Annotated in this window: 11 protein-coding genes and 1 tRNA gene; 2 read left to right on the top strand and 10 right to left on the bottom strand. The window is 57.0% G+C overall.

Going from position 1 to position 18,149, the window contains the following annotated elements:
- Window positions 1-118: 118 nt before the first annotated feature.
- The 3 genes from dapA to DWZ54_RS05665 form a co-directional block, all read right to left on the bottom strand.
- Window positions 119-1,006 (bottom strand): 4-hydroxy-tetrahydrodipicolinate synthase, encoded by an 888-nt coding sequence (gene dapA / locus DWZ54_RS05675; protein WP_118474861.1) that lies wholly within the window; start codon window positions 1,004-1,006, stop codon window positions 119-121.
- Between the two features lie 136 nt (window positions 1,007-1,142).
- On the bottom strand, window positions 1,143-4,058 hold the full coding sequence (locus tag DWZ54_RS05670; RefSeq protein ID WP_118474860.1) for an insulinase family protein: 2,916 nt from the start codon (window positions 4,056-4,058) through the stop codon (window positions 1,143-1,145).
- A gap of 17 nt (window positions 4,059-4,075) precedes the next feature.
- Window positions 4,076-4,504, bottom strand: coding sequence for an EamA family transporter (locus tag DWZ54_RS05665; RefSeq protein ID WP_118016021.1), 429 nt, complete (start codon window positions 4,502-4,504; stop codon window positions 4,076-4,078).
- 134 nt (window positions 4,505-4,638) lie between these two features.
- Here DWZ54_RS05665 and DWZ54_RS05660 point away from each other — a divergent pair, with 134 nt between their 5' ends.
- Entirely contained in the window at window positions 4,639-5,421 is a 783-nt protein-coding gene (locus tag DWZ54_RS05660; RefSeq protein ID WP_118474859.1) for a ZIP family metal transporter, read from the top strand.
- Window positions 5,422-5,492: 71 nt separating this feature from the next.
- Here DWZ54_RS05660 and nifJ read toward each other — a convergent pair whose 3' ends face one another.
- From nifJ to DWZ54_RS05635, 5 genes are all read right to left on the bottom strand, one after another.
- Complete coding sequence (gene nifJ, locus DWZ54_RS05655; RefSeq protein ID WP_118474858.1) at window positions 5,493-9,017, bottom strand: pyruvate:ferredoxin (flavodoxin) oxidoreductase; 3,525 nt, start codon at window positions 9,015-9,017, stop codon at window positions 5,493-5,495.
- 198 nt (window positions 9,018-9,215) lie between these two features.
- Complete coding sequence (locus tag DWZ54_RS05650; protein ID WP_118016018.1) at window positions 9,216-10,598, bottom strand: amino acid permease; 1,383 nt, start codon at window positions 10,596-10,598, stop codon at window positions 9,216-9,218.
- Window positions 10,599-10,782: 184 nt separating this feature from the next.
- A tRNA-Pro gene (locus DWZ54_RS05645) sits at window positions 10,783-10,859 on the bottom strand.
- Between the two features lie 71 nt (window positions 10,860-10,930).
- Entirely contained in the window at window positions 10,931-14,008 is a 3,078-nt protein-coding gene (locus DWZ54_RS05640) for an efflux RND transporter permease subunit (protein WP_118474857.1), read from the bottom strand.
- Window positions 14,005-15,273 carry an efflux RND transporter periplasmic adaptor subunit gene (locus DWZ54_RS05635; RefSeq protein ID WP_118474856.1) on the bottom strand — a complete coding sequence of 423 codons (1,269 nt, stop codon included), beginning with the start codon at window positions 15,271-15,273 and terminating at the stop codon, window positions 14,005-14,007. The genes DWZ54_RS05640 and DWZ54_RS05635 overlap by 4 nt, the downstream gene beginning before the upstream one ends.
- A 232-nt stretch (window positions 15,274-15,505) precedes the next feature.
- On the opposite strand from DWZ54_RS05635, the gene DWZ54_RS05630 reads away from it, so the two are divergent.
- Window positions 15,506-16,672, top strand: a complete 1,167-nt coding sequence (locus DWZ54_RS05630) for an FprA family A-type flavoprotein (RefSeq protein WP_118474855.1) — start codon at window positions 15,506-15,508, stop codon at window positions 16,670-16,672.
- A gap of 102 nt (window positions 16,673-16,774) precedes the next feature.
- Here the strand turns inward: DWZ54_RS05630 and DWZ54_RS05625 are convergent, their stop codons facing one another.
- A complete protein-coding gene (locus tag DWZ54_RS05625) occupies window positions 16,775-17,197 on the bottom strand; it encodes a hypothetical protein (protein WP_118474854.1) in 423 nt (140 codons plus the stop codon).
- 284 nt (window positions 17,198-17,481) lie between these two features.
- Window positions 17,482-18,126: a ribulose-phosphate 3-epimerase gene (gene rpe / locus DWZ54_RS05620; RefSeq protein ID WP_118016013.1), complete on the bottom strand. Its 645-nt coding sequence runs from the start codon at window positions 18,124-18,126 to the stop codon at window positions 17,482-17,484.
- Window positions 18,127-18,149: the final 23 nt, after the last annotated feature.

Raw genomic sequence — 18,149 nt, 5'->3', positions numbered from 1 at the left:
GCCAGTAAACAGGACATAAAAGAAAGCCTTGCGGAGAAGCAGTACACCAGAAGGGCAGCGTTCCTCTCCGAAGGCTTTTCTCAGCGCAGCAGGAAAACCTGCCGCATAAATGACATGCTTATTTGATCAGGCCATGGTTGCGCAGCGCGTCTTCCAGCTGCTTCTCATGAGCCGGCTCCATCTCGGAAAGAGGCATGCGCAGCGGACCTGCCGCGTAGCCGAGCTTGCGCATGGCAACCTTCACCGGAATCGGGTTGACCTCGCAGAATAGCGCATCGATGAGGTCCGTGTACTCGATCTGGAGCTTGGCAGCCTCTTCGACCTTGCCGTCAAAATAGTACTGGCACATGTTGTGCGTGTCGCGCGGTGCGACATTCGACAGGACGGAGATGACGCCCTTGCCGCCGAGCGAAAGAATCGGGATGATCTGGTCGTCATTGCCCGAATAGACCGTGAGGCTGTCGCCGCAGGCTGCGCGCAGGCGCAGGATCTTCGAAAGGTCGCCGTTGGCTTCCTTGACGGCCACGATGTTCGGAATCTTGGCGAGCTCGACATACGTCGGGATCTGGATGCCAACGCCCGTGCGCGACGGCACATCGTAGAGGATGATGGGGATGCTGACGCTCTCAGCGATGGCCTTGTAATGTGCGACGAGGCCCTTCTGCGTGCATTTGTTGTAATACGGCGTGACGACGAGCAGGGCATCGGCGCCGGCCTTCTCCGCATACTGGGAAAGCTGAATGGCATACGACGTCTCATTGGAGCCCGTGCCCGCGATGACGGGGATGCGGCCCTTGACTTTATCGACGGCATACTTGATGGCAGCCTTGTGCTCTTCGTCCGTCATCGTGGCGGACTCGCCGCTCGTGCCCGTGATGACGATAGCATCCGTGCCACCTGCAATCTGGTCTTCGATGATGCGGCCCAGCTCTTCAAAGTTGATGCCATCTTCCGTGAACGGCGTGATGATGGCTACACCTGCGCCCTGGAAAATTGTCTGTTTCATCCAAAAAGCCTCCTCGTCTATCTGCGGAACCAAGCCGCAGTACCTTGACTGATTTCGTGTCGTTCTACTTATTATCCCATGTCCACCTGAGAAAGTCAACGCTGCCCTGTATGTACAAATGTCCCCTAAAAAGGCCTCAAAGTGCCGGTTTTACTGTACCGAAGAGGTCCTGCTCCTCGCGAATCTTCTCCTCATTGCCAAAGACACAATACACATTTTCCTTCATACAGCTGTCAATCAGCGGGGCCAGTGCGCGGATATCCTCCTGGCGGGCGCCGAGCACCTCATCGCGGCGGCGCTGGCGGTCCTCCTGCGTGATGCCGCGCAGGTAGCAGGTCGCCGCCATATCCCCCTTCATCATCGGTGTCAGCGGCGCATCGATACCGCTCATCGTGCCGATGATGAATTTATTCATCTCGCGTTCCGATGCCGTGAAATGGCGCACATAATCGGCCGTGCCGTCAAACACCTCGAGCGTTTCCCGAAGATTCGGGTCGCGGTACGAACCGAAATACATGAAGCCGTTGCGGTTAAAGCCCGTGAATGCACCGTAGGCACCGCCCTGGACGCGGATCTTCGTCCAGAAGTAATCGTAGCGCAGAAGCGTTTCAAGCACGGCCATGCTGCCCGTATACCGGTAGCCGAGGCGCAGGAAGTTCGCCCCCTTGCCGACGTACTGCACACGGCTTGAAGAAGTCAGGCCCTCGTTGCGCGTCTCGATATCCCAGTGGTATGCCTGTGGCTCGTATGCATTTGCCGACAGGGACTGCCACAGAGTGCCAAAGGCCTTCGTGAAGCATCCGTAATCCGCTTCCTTCATCGTGACACTGACCGTCAGGTTCCGGCGGTTGAAGACACGCGGGATGATGTCGGCAAAGGCCTGCTGGATTTTCTTGAGGCCTGCGTCAAAATCCTGCTGCAGTTCCTTGAGGAACGGATACATCTTGAGGCCGCCCTCCTCCGAGTAGCAGCCGGCTGCCGAAAGATACGATGCGATGCGCGCGATGATGATCTGGTTGGCCGAACGCTGCAGATCGAGTTCGATGCCAGCCTGCCCCTGCTCCAGGATTTCCTTGACGCGCTTGCCGTCCACGAACTTGCTGCGCGTGAGCGTTTCCGCAAGGATCTCCATGAGCTTCGGCAGCTTCTCAACGAGTGCCTTGGCGCGGACACGCAGCCTAGGCATGAGCGAATCCGGCTGATCCTTCTTTGTATACGCGATGACATCCGCCGTGATGCCGCCCGTATGCAGATTGCGCAAATTGGCCAGTTCCGCATACGTATGCTCCTCCGTGTCGACCATGCCAAGGAAGCCGGCCAGGAGATACAGATACGGGATTTCCTGCTGCGGCACCGCGCTGGCATCAAAGTAGAAATTCAGATAGGCGATGCCATTCGTCTCGATATCGCTGAACAGGACCTCTGCTCCTTCAGCCGCACGCACGGCCAGGGGAAGGCGGTCCGTCTGCCTGCGGATATCCGAGAGCTTCAGTACGGGAATGCTCTTTAAAGCTTCCTCCGTCTCCGGACTCTGCTGGCGTTCCTTGAGCGCGCGCGTGGCGGCGATGACCTGATCGATCTCCTCTGCGCTCATCGCGGCCTTTTTTTCAGCCAGGATCTTTTCCTGCTCGGCCTCGCGGCGGGCGGCAAGCTTTGTATCTGGGGCCATGACGAGCAGCGTCTGATGGCTGTTCTTCAGGAAATACGTTTCGAGCAGCTGCTCAAAGTAGCCGCTTGCAAGGCCCGCCTTCATCTCGCGCAGCAGATCCTCGTAATAAAGATACGTCTCCGGCTGACCATCGTAGAGCCAGCTCTTCATGATGCGGATGCCGTAGATGAGTCCCTTCGGTGCCGAACCGAAGTCCGATTCGCGCAGGCGGAATTCGAGAAGATTGATGGACGCCTCAAGGAGTTCTTTATCGATGCCGTCGTGCACGAGCTTCTGCATGGCCTCAAGCGTCAGCGCGCGGAACGTTTCCGCACGCTCCGCCTCCGCATTGTTGACGACAATGCTGAAGAACGGCTGCAGCATATCATCCTCAAAGAGGGAGTCGACATCCTTGCCGAGCTTGGCGTCGATGAGCACCTTGCGCAGGGGGGCCGCCTGCGTGCGCAGCAGCGCATGCTCCAGGATCTCGAGCCCCATCATGGTCTTGGGGTCGAGCGATTCACCCACCGACCAGTTGAGCGCGAGGAACGTCTTTTCCGCCGTCCCGTCCTCCTCGCTGACGGGATACGTCGTATCGATGCGGCGGAAAGCTGCAAAAGCCGGCTCGCGGTCAATGCGCGAAGGCACCGGAATGCGGTCAAAATGCGACAGGTATTCTTCATCGAGATAGGCCAGCTTTTCTTCGATATCGATATCGCCGTACAGATAGATGTAGCTGTTGGACGGATGGTAATAACGGCTGTGGAATGCGACGAACTTTTCCTGCGTGAGGTCCGGGATGGCCTCGGGATCGCCGCCCGATTCATGGCCATACGTCGTATCGGGATAAAGGGAATGCATGATGCGGCTTTCGAGCAGATCATCGGGAGCCGACAGCGCACCCTTCATCTCATTATAGACCACGCCGCTGTAGCGCAGGGGCTCCTCCGGCTTCTCGATCTCATAATGCCAGCCCTCCTGCATGAGCACCTGCGGATTCTGGCACATGGATGGATAAAAGACGGCGTCGAGATAGACATCCATGAGGTTCTGGAAATCCTTGTCATTGCGGCTGGCCACCGGATACATCGTCTTGTCCGGATACGTCATCGCGTTGAGGAAGGTGTTGAGCGATCCCTTGACGAGCTCAACGAACGGTTCCTTGAGCGGATACTTGCGCGAGCCGCAGAGTGTCGAATGCTCCACGATGTGCGCGACGCCCGTATCATCCGTCGGCGGCGTGCGGAAGGAAATGGAAAAGACCTTGTTGTCATCCTCATTCTGCAAAATGAAGACACGGGCGCCGCTCTTGACGTGCTCAAAGGTATAGGCCGTCGAATCGGCCTCCTTGACAAAGATCTTGTGCAGCAGCTGGAAACCATGTATAAGTGTACCGTTGGTCATAAAATGAACGACTCCTTTCAAAATATCGCGAGGATCAGGCCGCCGACGGCAATCATGCCAATGGCAAGGCCGTGGACCAGGCTGACTTTCTCGCCGAAAATCAAGACGGCCAGGATGACGGCGAAGACCACGCTGAGTTTGTCGATGGGCGCGACCTGGGAAACATTGCCCGTCTTGAGCGCCATGAAGTAGAAAAGCCAGGAGGTCGCACCGGCGATGCCGCTGAGTGCGATGAACAAAAGTCCCCGCTTATCTGAGAACGCATCCGATAGATGCGTGAGATTGCCCTGTGCGGCCACCACGCCCACCAGGAACAGTGCCATGATGATGGCACGGATAGCCGTAGCCACGTTGCTGTCCACGCCGGACAAGCCGACCTTGCCAAAAATTGAAACGAAGGCTGCGCTGATGGCGGAAAGCAGCGCATAAAAAAGCCAAGACTCCATACATATCCCTCCTGAAAGATGTCTTTCCCTAGTATACCATAAACAGAATTATTCTCTCCAGCCATCGTCAAATCCTGCCTACTCCGGTATAATAATAGCAAAGAGGTATTGTTTTATAAAAAAAGGAGGTTTTTATGCAACTTGAAATCCTGCAGGGACTGGCCATCCCTTTTCTCGGCACGACGCTCGGCGCAGCCTGCGTCTTCTTCATGCGCGGGGCCATGCGGCCGCACGTGCAGAAGGGACTCACGGGCTTTGCCTCTGGCATCATGGTAGCCGCTTCCATCTGGAGCCTTCTGATGCCAGCCATCGAGGAAAGCCAGGAACTCGGCCCCTATGCCAGCCTGCCAGCCATCGCCGGCTTCTGGTTCGGCACGCTCTTCCTTCTGGCTCTCGACCACATCATCCCTCATCTTCACATGAACGCCGAAGACCCTGAGGGTCCCAGAAGCTCGCTTTCCAAAAATGCCATGATGGTGCTCGCCGTCACGCTTCACAACATCCCGGAGGGCATGGCCGTCGGCGTGGTGCTGGCCGGCTGGCTCACCGACAGCGCCGGCGTATCCCTTTCTGCAGTGCTCGCGCTCTCCATCGGCATCGCCATCCAGAATTTCCCGGAAGGCGCCATCATCTCGATGCCGCTCGCAGCCGGCGGCGCAAGCCGCGGCAAGGCTTTCATGAGCGGCGTGCTCTCCGGCGTCGTCGAGCCGATTGGCGGCGCGCTGACGATACTCGCCGCAAGCTTCGTCGTGCCGGTACTGCCCTACCTGCTGGCCTTCGCCGCCGGTGCCATGATGTACGTCGTCGTCGAGGAGCTCATCCCCGAGATGAGTGCCGGCGAGCATTCCAACGTCGGCGTCATCACCTTCACTGCCGGCTTCACGCTCATGATGGCACTCGATACCATCCTGGGGTGATCCAATACGATACGAAAAAGGGCCATCCAGCCGTTGTGACTGGATGGCCCTTCTATTATGACCGGCAAAGATTATTTGCCTGCGAGCGTCTTGTAGTTGTTGTAACGGATCTGCGCATCATGCTGCGTCTTCTCGAACAGCGCATCGGCTGCCTCCGGGAAGGAACGCTTGAGGTTGATGTAGCGGTTCTCGCCCATGAGGAAGTCCTGGAACTTCGAGAAATCCGGCTCCTTCGAATCGAGGCTGAACGGATTCTTGTCCGTGCCGACGAGCTGCGGGTTGTAGCGATAATTTGCCCAGTAACCGCACTCGACAGCAAGCTTCTCCTCGAGCTGGCTGCAGCCCATGCCCTTGCGGATACCGTGGTTGATGCACGGTGCATACGCGATGATGAGGGACGGACCATGGTAAGCCTCTGCCTCCGTGATGGCCTTGAGCAGCTGATTCTGGTCAGCACCCATGGCGACCTGAGCGACATAGACGTAACCATACGTGCGCGCCATCATGCCGAGATCCTTCTTGCGGGTCTTCTTGCCCGTAGCAGCGAACTGTGCGATGGCGGCAGCCGGCGTGGCCTTGGAAGCCTGGCCGCCCGTGTTGGAATAAACCTCCGTATCGAAGACGAAGACGTTGACATCCTGGCCGGAAGCGAGGACGTGGTCGACACCACCGTAGCCGATATCGTAAGCCCAGCCGTCGCCGCCGAAGATCCACTGGGAACGCTTGACGAAGTAGTCGCGGTTCTCGTAGAGCTTGTTGAGGAGTTCATCCTCGCCCTTCTCGGCTGCGAGCAGAGCTTCGAGGCGGTCAGCACGGTCGCGCGTGCCATTGCCGTTCTCGAGGTTCTCCACCCAATCCTTGAGGGCCGCCTGCAGGTCCTCGCTGCCGAGGCCAGCTTCGATGGCCTTCTTGGCATCATCGGCAAGGCCGTTGCGGACCGACTGCGTGCCGAGGAACATGCCGAGGCCGAACTCCGCATTATCCTCGAACAGGGAGTTTGCCCAAGCCGGGCCATGGCCCTTGACGTTCTTCGTGTACGGCATAGCCGGAGCACTGCCGCCCCAGATGGACGTGCAGCCCGTGGCATTGGCAATCATCATGCGGTCGCCGAAGAGCTGCGTGATGAGTTTTGCATACGGCGTCTCGCCGCAGCCGGCGCAGGCACCGGAGAACTCGAGCAGCGGCTGCTCGAACTGCGAGCCGATGACCGTCTCTTTCTTCATCGGGTTCTTCTTCGGAGCAACCTTCGTTGCATCGACACCGTAATCGAAGTAAACCTGTTTTGCCTTGAGCTCATCGTCAAGCGGCGTCATATCGAGAGCCTTGACCGGGCAGACCTGTGCGCAGTTGCCGCAGCCGAGGCAGTCCATCGTGGAGACAGCCACCGTGAAGTGGTAATCCTTGACCGTACGGAGATCCTTCGACGGGAAACCTGCCGGAGCAGCGTCGCGCTCGGCATCCGTCGTGAGAACCGGACGAATGGAAGCATGCGGGCAGACATAGGAGCACTTGTTGCAGCCAATGCACTTCTCCGTGTTCCAGACCGGAACGTTGATGGCCGTGCCGCGCTTCTCGTAAGCAGCGCCGCCAACCGGGAACGTGCCGTCAGCCATATCGCCATGGAATTTCGATACCGGCAGCTTGTCGCCTTCCTGACGGTTCATGACATTCTGTACGTCTGTGATGAAAGCCGGTACATCATGCTTCTCAGCCGGTGCATCCTCAGCCTCAGCCCAGGAAGCCGGGACCTCGACGCGATGCAGAGCCTCGATACCCTTGTCGATGGCACCGTTGTTCATATCGACGACTTTCTGACCCTTCTTGCCGTACGACGTGACGACGGCATCCTTGAGGTACTTGACAGCCGTATCGATGGGGATGATTGCAGCCAGCTTGAAGAAGGCGGACTGCATGACCATGTTGAAGCGGCCGCCGAGGCCGAGCTCCTTCGCGATCTCAACGGCATTGACCGTGTAGAACTCAATGCCGTTCTTCGCGATGTAGCGCTTCATGTAGGCCGGCAGGTGCTTCGTGAGCTCCTCATCACTCCATACCGTATTCAGGAGGAACTTGCCGCCCTTCTTGAGTCCGGCCAGCAAATCATATTTGTAAACATAGGACTGCTGCGAGCAGGAGATGAAGTCTGCCTTGTTGATGAGATACGGGCTCGTGATCGGCGATTTGCCGAAACGCAGATGGGACATCGTGATGCCGCCCGATTTCTTGGAGTCATAGGCGAAGTAAGCCTGAGCATACATGTCCGTCTTGTCGCCGATGATCTTGATGGCACTCTTGTTGGCACCGACCGTACCATCGGAGCCGAGGCCCCAGAACTTGCAGGCCGTCGTGCCCTCAGGCGTCAGGTCGACATCGCTCATGACCGGTGCGAGGCTCGTGTTCGTCACATCATCCTCGATGCCAATCGTGAAGCCATTCTTCGGCGCATCCTTCTTGAGCTCTTCAAATACGGCGAAGATCTGGTCCGGCGTCGTGTCCTTGCCGCCGAGGCCGAAACGGCCGCCGACGATGACAGGATGCAGATCCGATGCATAGAATGCAGCCTTGACATCAAGGTAAAGCGGCTCGCCGAGGGAACCCGGTTCCTTCGTATGATCGAGGACAGCGACCTTCTTGACCGTCTTCGGCAGGAACTTGAAGAAGTGCTCAATCGAGAACGGACGGTAGAGATGTACGTTCAGCAGGCCAACCTTCTCGCCATGTGCATTGAGATAGTCAACCGTCTCTTCGACTGCCTGGCAGACGGAGCCCATGGCCACGATGATGCGCTCGGCATCCTCAGCACCATAGTAGTCGAAGAGGTGATGCTCGCGGCCCGTGATCTTGGCAATGTCAGCCATGGCCTCTTCCACGAGCTGCGGCAGTGCCTCATAATAGCTGTTGGCAGCTTCACGGGACTGGAAGTAGACATCCGGGTTCGTAGCCGAACCACGGATGACCGGATGATCCGGGTTCAGCGCACGGCGGCGGAAGGCCTTGACGGCATCCCAGTCGAGCAGCTTGCCGAGATCTTCATAATCAACGACTTCAATCTTCTGGATCTCATGAGAGGTACGGAAGCCATCGAAGAAGTTGATGAATGGTACACGGCCCTTGATGGCCACGAGATGGGCAACGGCAGAGAGATCCATGACCTCCTGGACGCTGGCTTCTGCCAGCATGGCGCAGCCCGTCTGGCGCGCTGCCATGACATCCTGATGATCGCCGAAGATGTTCAGCGAATTGGCCGCCAAAGCGCGGGCACTGACGTGGAACACACCCGGCAGCAGCTCGCCGGCAACTTTATAGAGGTTCGGGATCATCAGCAGGAGGCCCTGAGAGGCCGTATACGTCGTCGTGAGTGCACCGGCCTGCAGCGAACCATGAACGGCACCGGCCGCACCAGCCTCGGACTGCAGCTCGATGACGCGAACCTTCTGGCCGAACAGGTTTTTCGCACCCCTGGCAGCCATTTCATCCACATGCTCAGCCATAGGCGAAGACGGCGTGATCGGGTAGATGGCCGCTACGTCCGTGAAGGCATAGGAGATGTAGGCGGCAGCTGTGTTGCCGTCCATGGTTTTCATCTTTTTGCTCATGTTTGTGATTGCTCCCCTCTTGATGAAGATTTTACCTTTATCGCTACTATCGCTGTTTATCGAACAAAGCGATAGCATTCGATAATCGACAATAGAAAAACTTAATGAACTTGATGGTCATCCATCAAGCTTTATTATACCTTCTATACAAAAACTTGTAAACAATAATCCGCATGGAAAGTGATTCTTAAATTTTTCTTAGTCAGCACGATTCTGGCGGCTGTGACGATAGCCGTAAGCGAAATAAATCACGATGCCAAGCGCGCTCCAAATCCAGAAGCGTTCCCACGTCATGGACGAAAGGTTGTACATGATGTACGCACAGCTCACGATTGCGAGCGTGCCGACGACATAAATGGCGGGGCAGCGGAACGGACGCGGCAGGTCCGGATACTTCCTGCGCATGAGCATCACACCGGCCGACGAAACGATAAACGCGAAAAGCGTGCCGACGCTGCACATCTCGGCGATGACATTGATGGGCGTGAAACCGCTGATGACGGCGACGGCAATGCCGACGATGATCGTGATGCGATGCGGCGTCGCATAGCGCGGATGGACCTTGCAGACCGCCTGCGGAATGAGGCCGTCGCGGCTCATCGCGAAGAAGGCGCGCGTCTGCGCATACATCATGACGAGCAGCACCGTCGTGAGGCCGGCAATCGCGCCTGTGCCGACGAGTGCCGAGCCGAAACGGTAGCCGAGCTGGCGCAGCACGAAGGCCACGGGCTCTGCATTGTCGAGCTCCGTATACGGGACATTGCCCGTCATGACAGCGGTCACCGCGATGTAGAGCACGGTGCAGATGAGCAGCGACGCGATGATGCCCGTCGGCATATCGTGAGCCGGGTTCTTCGTCTCCTCTGCCGCCGTCGCAATCGAATCGACGCCGAGATATGCGAAGACGATGACAGCGGCACCAGCCGAGACCCCCGAGAAGCCAAACGGCATGAAGGGCTCCCAGTTCACCGGATCGACGGAAGGCGCCGCGAGAAACAGGAACAGGAAAATCGCCGCCAGCTTGACACCGACGAGTACCTTGTTGACCGTGACGCTCTCGCGTACGCCGCGCACAAGCAAGAACGTCAGGAACAAGGTGATGAGAACGGCCGGCAGGTTAATCACGCCGCCATCGGCCGGCACCGTGGTCCAGGCGGCCGGCAGTTCCACGCCAGCCGTCTTCAGCAGGCCGACGACATAAGCAGACCAGCCGCCCGCGACAGCACTCGCCCCCACGGAATACTCAAGTACGAGGTTCCAGCCGACAAGCCACGCAAAGAACTCGCCGACCGACGTATAGGCGTAGGCATAGGCGGAGCCCGCCACCGGCACCATCGAAGCCAGCTCGGAATACGCCATGCTGACGAAACCGCAGGCGATGCTGGCGATCAGGAAGGACAGCATGAGTGCCGGTCCTGCATATTTGGCAGCCGCTACACCCGTCAGCACGAAAATGCCCGTGCCGACAATGACGCCGATGCCGAGCAGCGTGACATCGAGCGAGCCCATGGCCCGCCGCAGGTGCGACCGCGAGGCATCCTGCTTGTACGCAGCGATGCTCTTTGTACGGAAGATTCTCAAATGAAACAACTCCTTACCTTTATTTACAGGTATACATTATAACATAATGAGCAAACGTCTGACCACTCCTTATGTCATTTTGCAGCCTGTCAAAACACCATGCACCGTCTTCCTGCCCTGCCTATGCATGTTTTTTATACACAAAAAAGACCAGCCTCTGCAGACTGGTCTTACGTTCTAAAAATGGTCGGGATGACAGGATTCGAACCTGCGGCCTCATCGTCCCGAACGATGCGCGCTACCAAACTGTGCCACATCCCGACAACGTAGACTATTATATAACGGAACGCAGGCGAATGCAACCCCTAAAATAAAATTTCTGTCAAAAATTTTTAAAGACGCTTTTTCTTCGTGTGTTCGGCAAAGAACAGGAAGATGATGGGGATGACGATCAGCGTGAAAACCGTCGAGGTCAGCAGGCCGCCGATGATGACCCAGGCCATCGATGAGCGCGACTCCGATCCCGGCGTCATCGCGAGCGCCATCGGCGTCATGCCCACCATCATCGTGATCGTTGTCATGAAGATTGGCTTGAGGCGCACCCGCCCGGCTTCGATTACGGCCTCACGCGCCGAGCGCCCCCTGTCCATCAGCGTCAGCGTATAATCGATGAGCAGCGTGCCGTTCTTGGCGACGATGCCATCCATCACGAGGATGCCGATGAGCGAGAAGAGATTCAGCGTGTTGTGCGTGAGGAACAGCAGCAGGATGGAGCCGATGAGTCCGAGCGGCAGAGAGAACATGCGGATGAACGGCGTGATGACAGATTCATAGAGCACCGCGAGCAGCATGTAGATGAGCACGAGTGCCAAAAACAGCGCCGACAAGAGTTCCGAGAACGTTTCATTCATATTCGTGGCCTGTCCCTTGAATTGATACGTCACGCCTTCGCCCAGCCCCTCCTTCTGGAAGGCAGCCTGGACATCCTTCATGACATCGCCGACGGGGCGGCCGCTGAGATTCGCGCCGATGGCGACCGAGCGCTGCTTGTCGACGCGGCGGATACTCACGGGGCCGCGGCCGTTGTGGATATCGGCCACATCGCCGAGATAGATGAGCTTGCCGGAAGCCGAGAGCGGCACGCGCGATACATCGGATGCCTTGTAGCTGTCCGCATTGCTGAACCGCACCTTGATGCTCGTGTCCTGCCCGCCATTCGTCGCATCGTTCTTGAGCTCGCCGGCCGAGAGCCCCGAGATGGCCGAAGCAAAGGCCGTATCGACATCGGCCAGCGAAGTGCCGTATGCCTTGAGCTTCTCGCGATTGACCGTGAGCTGGAGTTCCGGCATGCCCTCCGTGTACGACGAATTGACATCGGTGACGCCGGACACCTGCGTCTTGAGGATGCTCATGGCCTTCTCGGTCGCGGCGTCAAGCGCCGCATTGTCATTGCTGCGCAATTCGATCTGCAGAGCGCCGCTGCCGCCCTTGGCCCCGCCGCCGCTCGTCGTGCCGGCGACATTCGTCTGCGTTTCCGCGACGCGCACATCGGCTTCCTTGATCTCGCCCGCCAGCTGGCGCACCTCATTGGCCACCTGCCAGACCGTGCGGTCACGCTCCCTGCGGTCAACGAGCTGCACCTTGATGCGCCCTTCATAGGCCGTAGAGCCGCCCGCCTGTGTCATGTAGTACTTGACCTCAGGGATCGTGGCCAGCTTGGCTTCGATCTTTTCCGCCACGCGGTTTGTCTCGGCCGGCGAAGAGCCCGTCGGCGCCTGGAGGCTGACGGTGAAGCTCGATTCATCCGTCTGCGGCATGTATTCCATGCCCACAAAGCCAAGCGGCACGAGGGAAATGACAGCCACAAAGATGGTCAGGATGGAAAGCAGCAGTTTCTTCTCATGAGCCAAGCTCCATTGCAGGACACGGTCATAGCGGGAAACGGCCCAATCCTCGATGCGGTCCATGAACGCAAAGGCGCGCGATGCCGGCGGATGATAGCCGCCGCGGAAAAAACGCGAGGCCAGCATCGGCGTCAGCGTGAAGGAGACGAACAGCGAGAAGAGTCCCGCAAAGACGATGGTCAGGCCGAACTGGCGGAAATACTGTCCCGTCATGCCCTGCATGAACGCGATTGGCATGAAGACCGCCGCATCGCACAGCGTGATGGCGATAGCCGCCATGCCGATTTCGGTACGGCCGTTCTCGGCGGCCGCATCCGGCGGTTCGCCGAGCTGCAGATGCCGCACGATATTCTCGAGCACGACAATGGAGTCGTCGACGAGAATGCCGACACAGAGCGTCATGCCCATGAGCGACATCATGTTGAACGTGAAGCCGAACAGGTACATGACGAAGAACGTCGAGATCAGCGACGTCGGGATGGCAATCATGACGGCAGCCGTCGAACGCCAGCCGCGCAGGAAGAAGAACAGCACGAGCCCCGTCGTGATGAGGCCCTCGATGAGCGTGCCCATCGTGCTGTGCAGCGAGGCATTGACGTAATCCGCATCGTTCGAAACGATGACAAACTGGTAATCCGGATACGACTGGCGGAGTTTCTCCACGCTCTTGAGGATGTTGTGGGCCGTTTCCACGACATTGGCATCGCTGTTCTTGTAGATCAGCACATTGATGGCATCCTCGCCGTTGAGCCTGCCGTAACGGTCAGCACGGGCATCCTGTTCCTTGACGGTTGCCACCGACGTCAGCGGGATCTTCTCGCCCGCCGTATTCGTGACCTGTACCTTCTCGATATCCGATGCCTTCTTGAACTGAGCGATGACGCGCACATCGGATTTCGTCGTCTCGGTGTAGACCGAGCCCGACGGCAGCAGCTGATTCTCGTTGCGGATGGCAGAAGCGATCTGCGTCAGCGTCAGCTTGTAGGCAGCCATCTTGTCGCGGTTGACCTCGATGGCCACCTCGCGGTCGCGTCCGCCGTGCAGCTGTACTTCCGAAACGCCGCCTGCCTGCTGGATGATTTCCGAAAAGACGTTTTCCGTTTCCGTATACGTCTCCGCCAGACTCTTGTTGGAAAGAACGGCCAGCTCCACGACAGGCTTCGCATTGAGGTCACGCTTGACGACGACAGGCGAATCCGCCTCATCGGGCAGCTTGTTCTTGATGGCCTCGACCTTCTTGCTGGCATCGATGGCCGCCGTATCGGCATTTGTATCAAACTCAAGCTCCAGGCTGACGCGCGCCTGTTCGTAGCTGGCCGTTGACGTGATTTTCTTGACGCCCGAGACGGATGATACGGCATCTTCCACGGGCTTGACGACTTCCTGCTCAACGGACTCCGCACTGGCGCCCGGATACTTGACCGAAATGGTGACATACGGCGTATTGAGCGCCGGCAGGAGTTCCACGCCCAGGCGGTAGTAGCTGTAAAGTCCCAGCACGACGAAAAAGGCGACAATCATCGAGATGCCAACAGGGCGTTTGATGGAAAGGCGCGTGATGTTCATGATGCAGCCCCCACCGTATCGTCCGTGCCATCATATGGCATCGCATCGACGGCCGTGCCGTCCTTGAGCTTGTCCTGATTCGTCACGACGACAACCTCGCCATCCTCGAGTCCTTCGATGATTTCCTCTGCTTCATCATTCATGAGACCGATGCGCACCGCGCGCTCCTCAACTTTCCCGTCCGGTTTCAGGACGTACAGGATCTGCTGCCCGTTGCGCGAAAGCACGGCTTCCTTCGGCACGAAAAGGGTCTGCGGACGCTGCAGGATGTCGATGTCCGTATGCGCGAAAAGACCGGCCTTCATATCATCGGCAGCCGCCTCAAGCTCGATGCGCACCTGATACGTCTTGCTCGTATCGTCCATGGCCGGGCTGACGTAAACGATGCGCCCCGGATAGTCCGTGCCGAGTGCATCGATGGTCACCTGCACGGCCATGCCGGTCTTGAGGATGGCCGCATCGCTCTCTGAGAGTGTGCAGTCCACATTGATATGGCTGTTGTCGACCAGGGAAAACACCTTCGTGCCCGCCGAGACAATGGCGCCGGCTTCCACATTGCGGTAGCCGATGACACCATCGCGCGGGGCCCGCAGATACATGTCCTCACGCTGACGGCGCAGGGCATCCGTAGCGCGCTCCGCCTTCTCCGCCGTGTACTGCTTGGACTGGACGCTCGCTGCATCTCCGTTCTGCACCTGGTCTGCCAGCACATTGAAGGCTGCCTGCGAGGCGAGGTATTCCTGCTTGACGCTGTCGAGTGTATCCTGCGAGATGGCCCCGATGGAGAAGAGATACTGATTGCGTTCGTATTTGCTCGTCTCGAGCTCCAGGTCATTGCGTGCCTTGAGGTAATTGGCATCATAGGATGCCACGGCTTCGCGTGCATCGGCCTGCGCCGCTCCGGCCGCCGCATCGTTCTCGGCAATTGAGATATCGAGGTCACCGGTATCCTGGACCATCAATACATCGCCTGCCCGGACTTCGTCACCGAGTCTGGCGCGAACCTCCGTGACACGCCCCGTGTACTTGGGCGCCAGTGGTATATTGGCATCTGCCACGGTCTGCCCCGATAAATTGATATGGCGCATCATATCCGCCCGGTTCACGGTCACGACCTTGACGAGCGGTTTTCCATGAGCGATCTTCACCTTCTGATTCCTGCTCTGCCCGAGAAAGCCGTAAAGTGCCAGTGCCAGCACCAGCAGACACGCCAGCCCGGAAAGGATTGCCTTCCTGCGATTGAGTTGTGTGATCTTATGCCGCATATCGTACGATCCTGCCTTTCCTGTCTCTCCTGTCCTTCTTACTACTGCCTTTAGCCTACCGCATTTAATGTCTGCTGACAAATAAATTTTTCGAAACGTTTTCGTTATCTGGCCGTTATTTTCATAATTTGCATGTTTACAAGAGCAAAGCAGTCGATATAAAATAAGATGCGTAACGAATATCTGCCGTTTATTGATTCGATAGAAGAAGATAAAGGAAAGAGGGTACATTATGCAAGCAGTTGAAATCCGCAAAGACATCTATTGGGTTGGCGCGATTGATTGGTCCATGCGCAGCTTCCACGGGTACGAGACCAGCCGTGGCTCCAGCTATAACGCTTATCTGATCCTCGATGAAAAGATCACCCTCATCGATACCGTCAAAGAACCGTTCAAGGAAGAGCTCCTCGAGCGCATAGCGTCCGTCATCGATCCGGCCAAGATCGATTACATCGTCTCGAGCCACGTCGAGCCCGACCATTCCGGTGCCATCCCCTTCATGATGCAGCACTGCCCGAATGCCAAGATCATCACGAGCTTGCCGAACGGTCTCAAGGGCCTCAAGGCCCATTACGGCGAACTGCCCTACATCGGCGTCAAGGCCGGCGACACGCTCTCCATCGGCCAGCGCACGCTGCAGTTCATCCCGACGCCGATGCTGCACTGGCCGGACAGCATGGTCACCTACTGTCCGGAAGAAACCATCCTGTTCTCGAACGACGCCTTCGGCCAGCACCTTGCCTCGGGCTGCCGTTACGACGACGACAACGACCTGCCGACTCTCTTCTTTGAAGCCAAGAAGTATTATGCGAATATCCTCATGCTCTACGGCCGTCAGGCACAGGCAGCCCTCAAGGCCCTGCATGATCTCGATATCAGCATGATCGCGACGGGTCATGGCCTCATCTGGCGCAGTCACGTCAAGGAAATCCTTCGTCTTTATCAGGAGTGGTCTACCGGCAAACTCGAAGACCGCGCCGTCGTCGTCTTCGACACCATGTGGCATTCCACGGAGATGATGGCACGTGCCATCACCGAAGCCTTCCAGCAGAAGGGCATCCCGGCCATATTCTACGATGTCAAGGAAAACGCGCTCTCCGATATCCTGACGGAAATCCTCACGAGCAAATACCTTGCCGTCGGCTCGCCGACGATCAACAATCAGATGATGCCGACGATCGCCAGCTTCCTCTGTTACCTGAAGGGCCTCGCACCGAAGGGACGCAAGGCCTTTGCCTTCGGTTCCTACGGCTGGGGCGGACAGAGCATCGGTCTCGTCGAAGAAGAGCTCAAGGCTGCCGGCTGCGAGATCGTACTCGAAAAGCAGCGCCAGGCCAACGTTCCCTCGGCCGAAGATCTGCAGAAGCTCACGGCTGCCGTGCAGGCAATCTGCAAGTAAAGACTCTTCCCACCAAAAATCTGTCACGAAAAAATGCCGTGCCGGTTTCATCGCCAGCACGGCATTTATTTTGTTTCCTGCTGTTTTCGCACCGCTTCCTGCTCAGCGGACGAGGCGCAAGGCCCTTTGGGGACACCTCGCTTTCCGGACGGACAGGCCCTCGTGATACGGAGCTTCCCCCACGATAAGACGCAGCGCAGCCGGCGTCCCCTGCTGGCGCGCACGTTCCTTTGCGCGCGGCTGCAGCAGCTCCTGCATGTTGAGCTGCTGCAGTGCCGCACGCAACGTGCCGGACTTGCGCGCCCGGCGCAAGCGTCTCGCCAGAGCCATGACCGCACGATCCTCCAGCTCCGTGCGGCTCATCCCCTGGATCCTCTGCACGCCCATATCCTCCCAGAGTCCGACGCGCGTCAGATAGCTCACGAGACTCCGAAAAGAAGACGCCATCGTCATCCGCTTCTGCAAGCGGATTGCGGCACAGACCATGATGTCATCCAACCGTTCATCAAAACCAACCTTTTTCATGACCGACCTCCTGGCAGCCGTACCTAGCCGAGTATTATACGATACTAACCATCCACCTTGCTCACTTGTCTGGTCTGTTTCTTCTGCAATGCGCCTGCTCTATCTGTACTGTACTGAAATCCTTGCCTGGAAACTTTCGCTATTTAACAATTACATTTTCGTCACAACAATAGAAAAATCCTGCTGAATCTGGAAAATTCAACAGGATTTTTTTCGATTCATTCTGTATCAAATATTACTTATTATCATTTTGTCATTTGAAATAAATAATACCGATATTTATATCATCCACGAATGCCATCAATCGCTTTTTTCATGTCTGTCGCACCATAAATAGCAGATCCTGCGACCAATACATTAGCTCCAGCCTCTCGTACCTGTTCTGCTGTTACTATATTAATCCCGCCATCAACCTCAATATCGCAATCATATTGCATTTCATCAATCGTGTGACGAAGGCGATGAATCTTCTCCAGCTGACTCTCAATGAATTTTTGACCTCCAAATCCTGGGTTAACCGTCATGAGGAGTACCATATCCAGGTCCCCCAGGATTTCCTCGATACTAGCCAAACTCGTACCAGGATTCAATACGGCAGCAGCTTTAATGCCATATGACTTAATCTGCTGTACAATGCGATGGCTGTGTTTTGCCGCTTCAACATGAAATGAAATAAGATCCGCGCCAGCATCAGCAAAAGCATCGATCTGAGTTTCCGGATGTTCAACCATCAAATGAACATCAAAAGGCTTTTTCGTCACTTTGCGAAGCGCTTTTACTACAGGAGATCCCAAGGTAATATTGGGTACGAATGTCCCATCCATAACATCAATATGAATATAATCGGCTCCTGCCTGATCGGCTCTCTGGACCTCTGCTCCTAATGCAGCAAAATCAGCCGACAAAATAGACGGCGCGACTTTAATCATATCAAATTCCCCTTTCTTTATTT

It is taken from the genome of Mitsuokella sp. AF33-22, from assembly GCF_003475755.1.
Classification (GTDB): domain Bacteria; phylum Bacillota; class Negativicutes; order Selenomonadales; family Selenomonadaceae; genus Mitsuokella.
This window is presented reverse-complemented; position numbering and strand designations above follow the sequence as displayed.

What these genes read in the sequence shown, in the direction of transcription:
- DWZ54_RS05640 (WP_118474857.1), bottom strand. Translation starts at nt 14,008, where the DNA reads ATGAACATCACGCGCCTTTCCATCAAACGCCCTGTTGGCATCTCGATG.
- rpe (WP_118016013.1), bottom strand. Translation starts at nt 18,126, where the DNA reads ATGATTAAAGTCGCGCCGTCTATTTTGTCGGCTGATTTTGCTGCATTA.
- DWZ54_RS05625 (WP_118474854.1), bottom strand. Translation starts at nt 17,197, where the DNA reads ATGAAAAAGGTTGGTTTTGATGAACGGTTGGATGACATCATGGTCTGT.
- dapA (WP_118474861.1), bottom strand. Translation starts at nt 1,006, where the DNA reads ATGAAACAGACAATTTTCCAGGGCGCAGGTGTAGCCATCATCACGCCG.
- DWZ54_RS05630 (WP_118474855.1), top strand. Translation starts at nt 15,506, where the DNA reads ATGCAAGCAGTTGAAATCCGCAAAGACATCTATTGGGTTGGCGCGATT.
- DWZ54_RS05660 (WP_118474859.1), top strand. Translation starts at nt 4,639, where the DNA reads ATGCAACTTGAAATCCTGCAGGGACTGGCCATCCCTTTTCTCGGCACG.
- DWZ54_RS05665 (WP_118016021.1), bottom strand. Translation starts at nt 4,504, where the DNA reads ATGGAGTCTTGGCTTTTTTATGCGCTGCTTTCCGCCATCAGCGCAGCC.
- DWZ54_RS05635 (WP_118474856.1), bottom strand. Translation starts at nt 15,273, where the DNA reads ATGCGGCATAAGATCACACAACTCAATCGCAGGAAGGCAATCCTTTCC.
- DWZ54_RS05670 (WP_118474860.1), bottom strand. Translation starts at nt 4,058, where the DNA reads ATGACCAACGGTACACTTATACATGGTTTCCAGCTGCTGCACAAGATC.
- nifJ (WP_118474858.1), bottom strand. Translation starts at nt 9,017, where the DNA reads ATGAGCAAAAAGATGAAAACCATGGACGGCAACACAGCTGCCGCCTAC.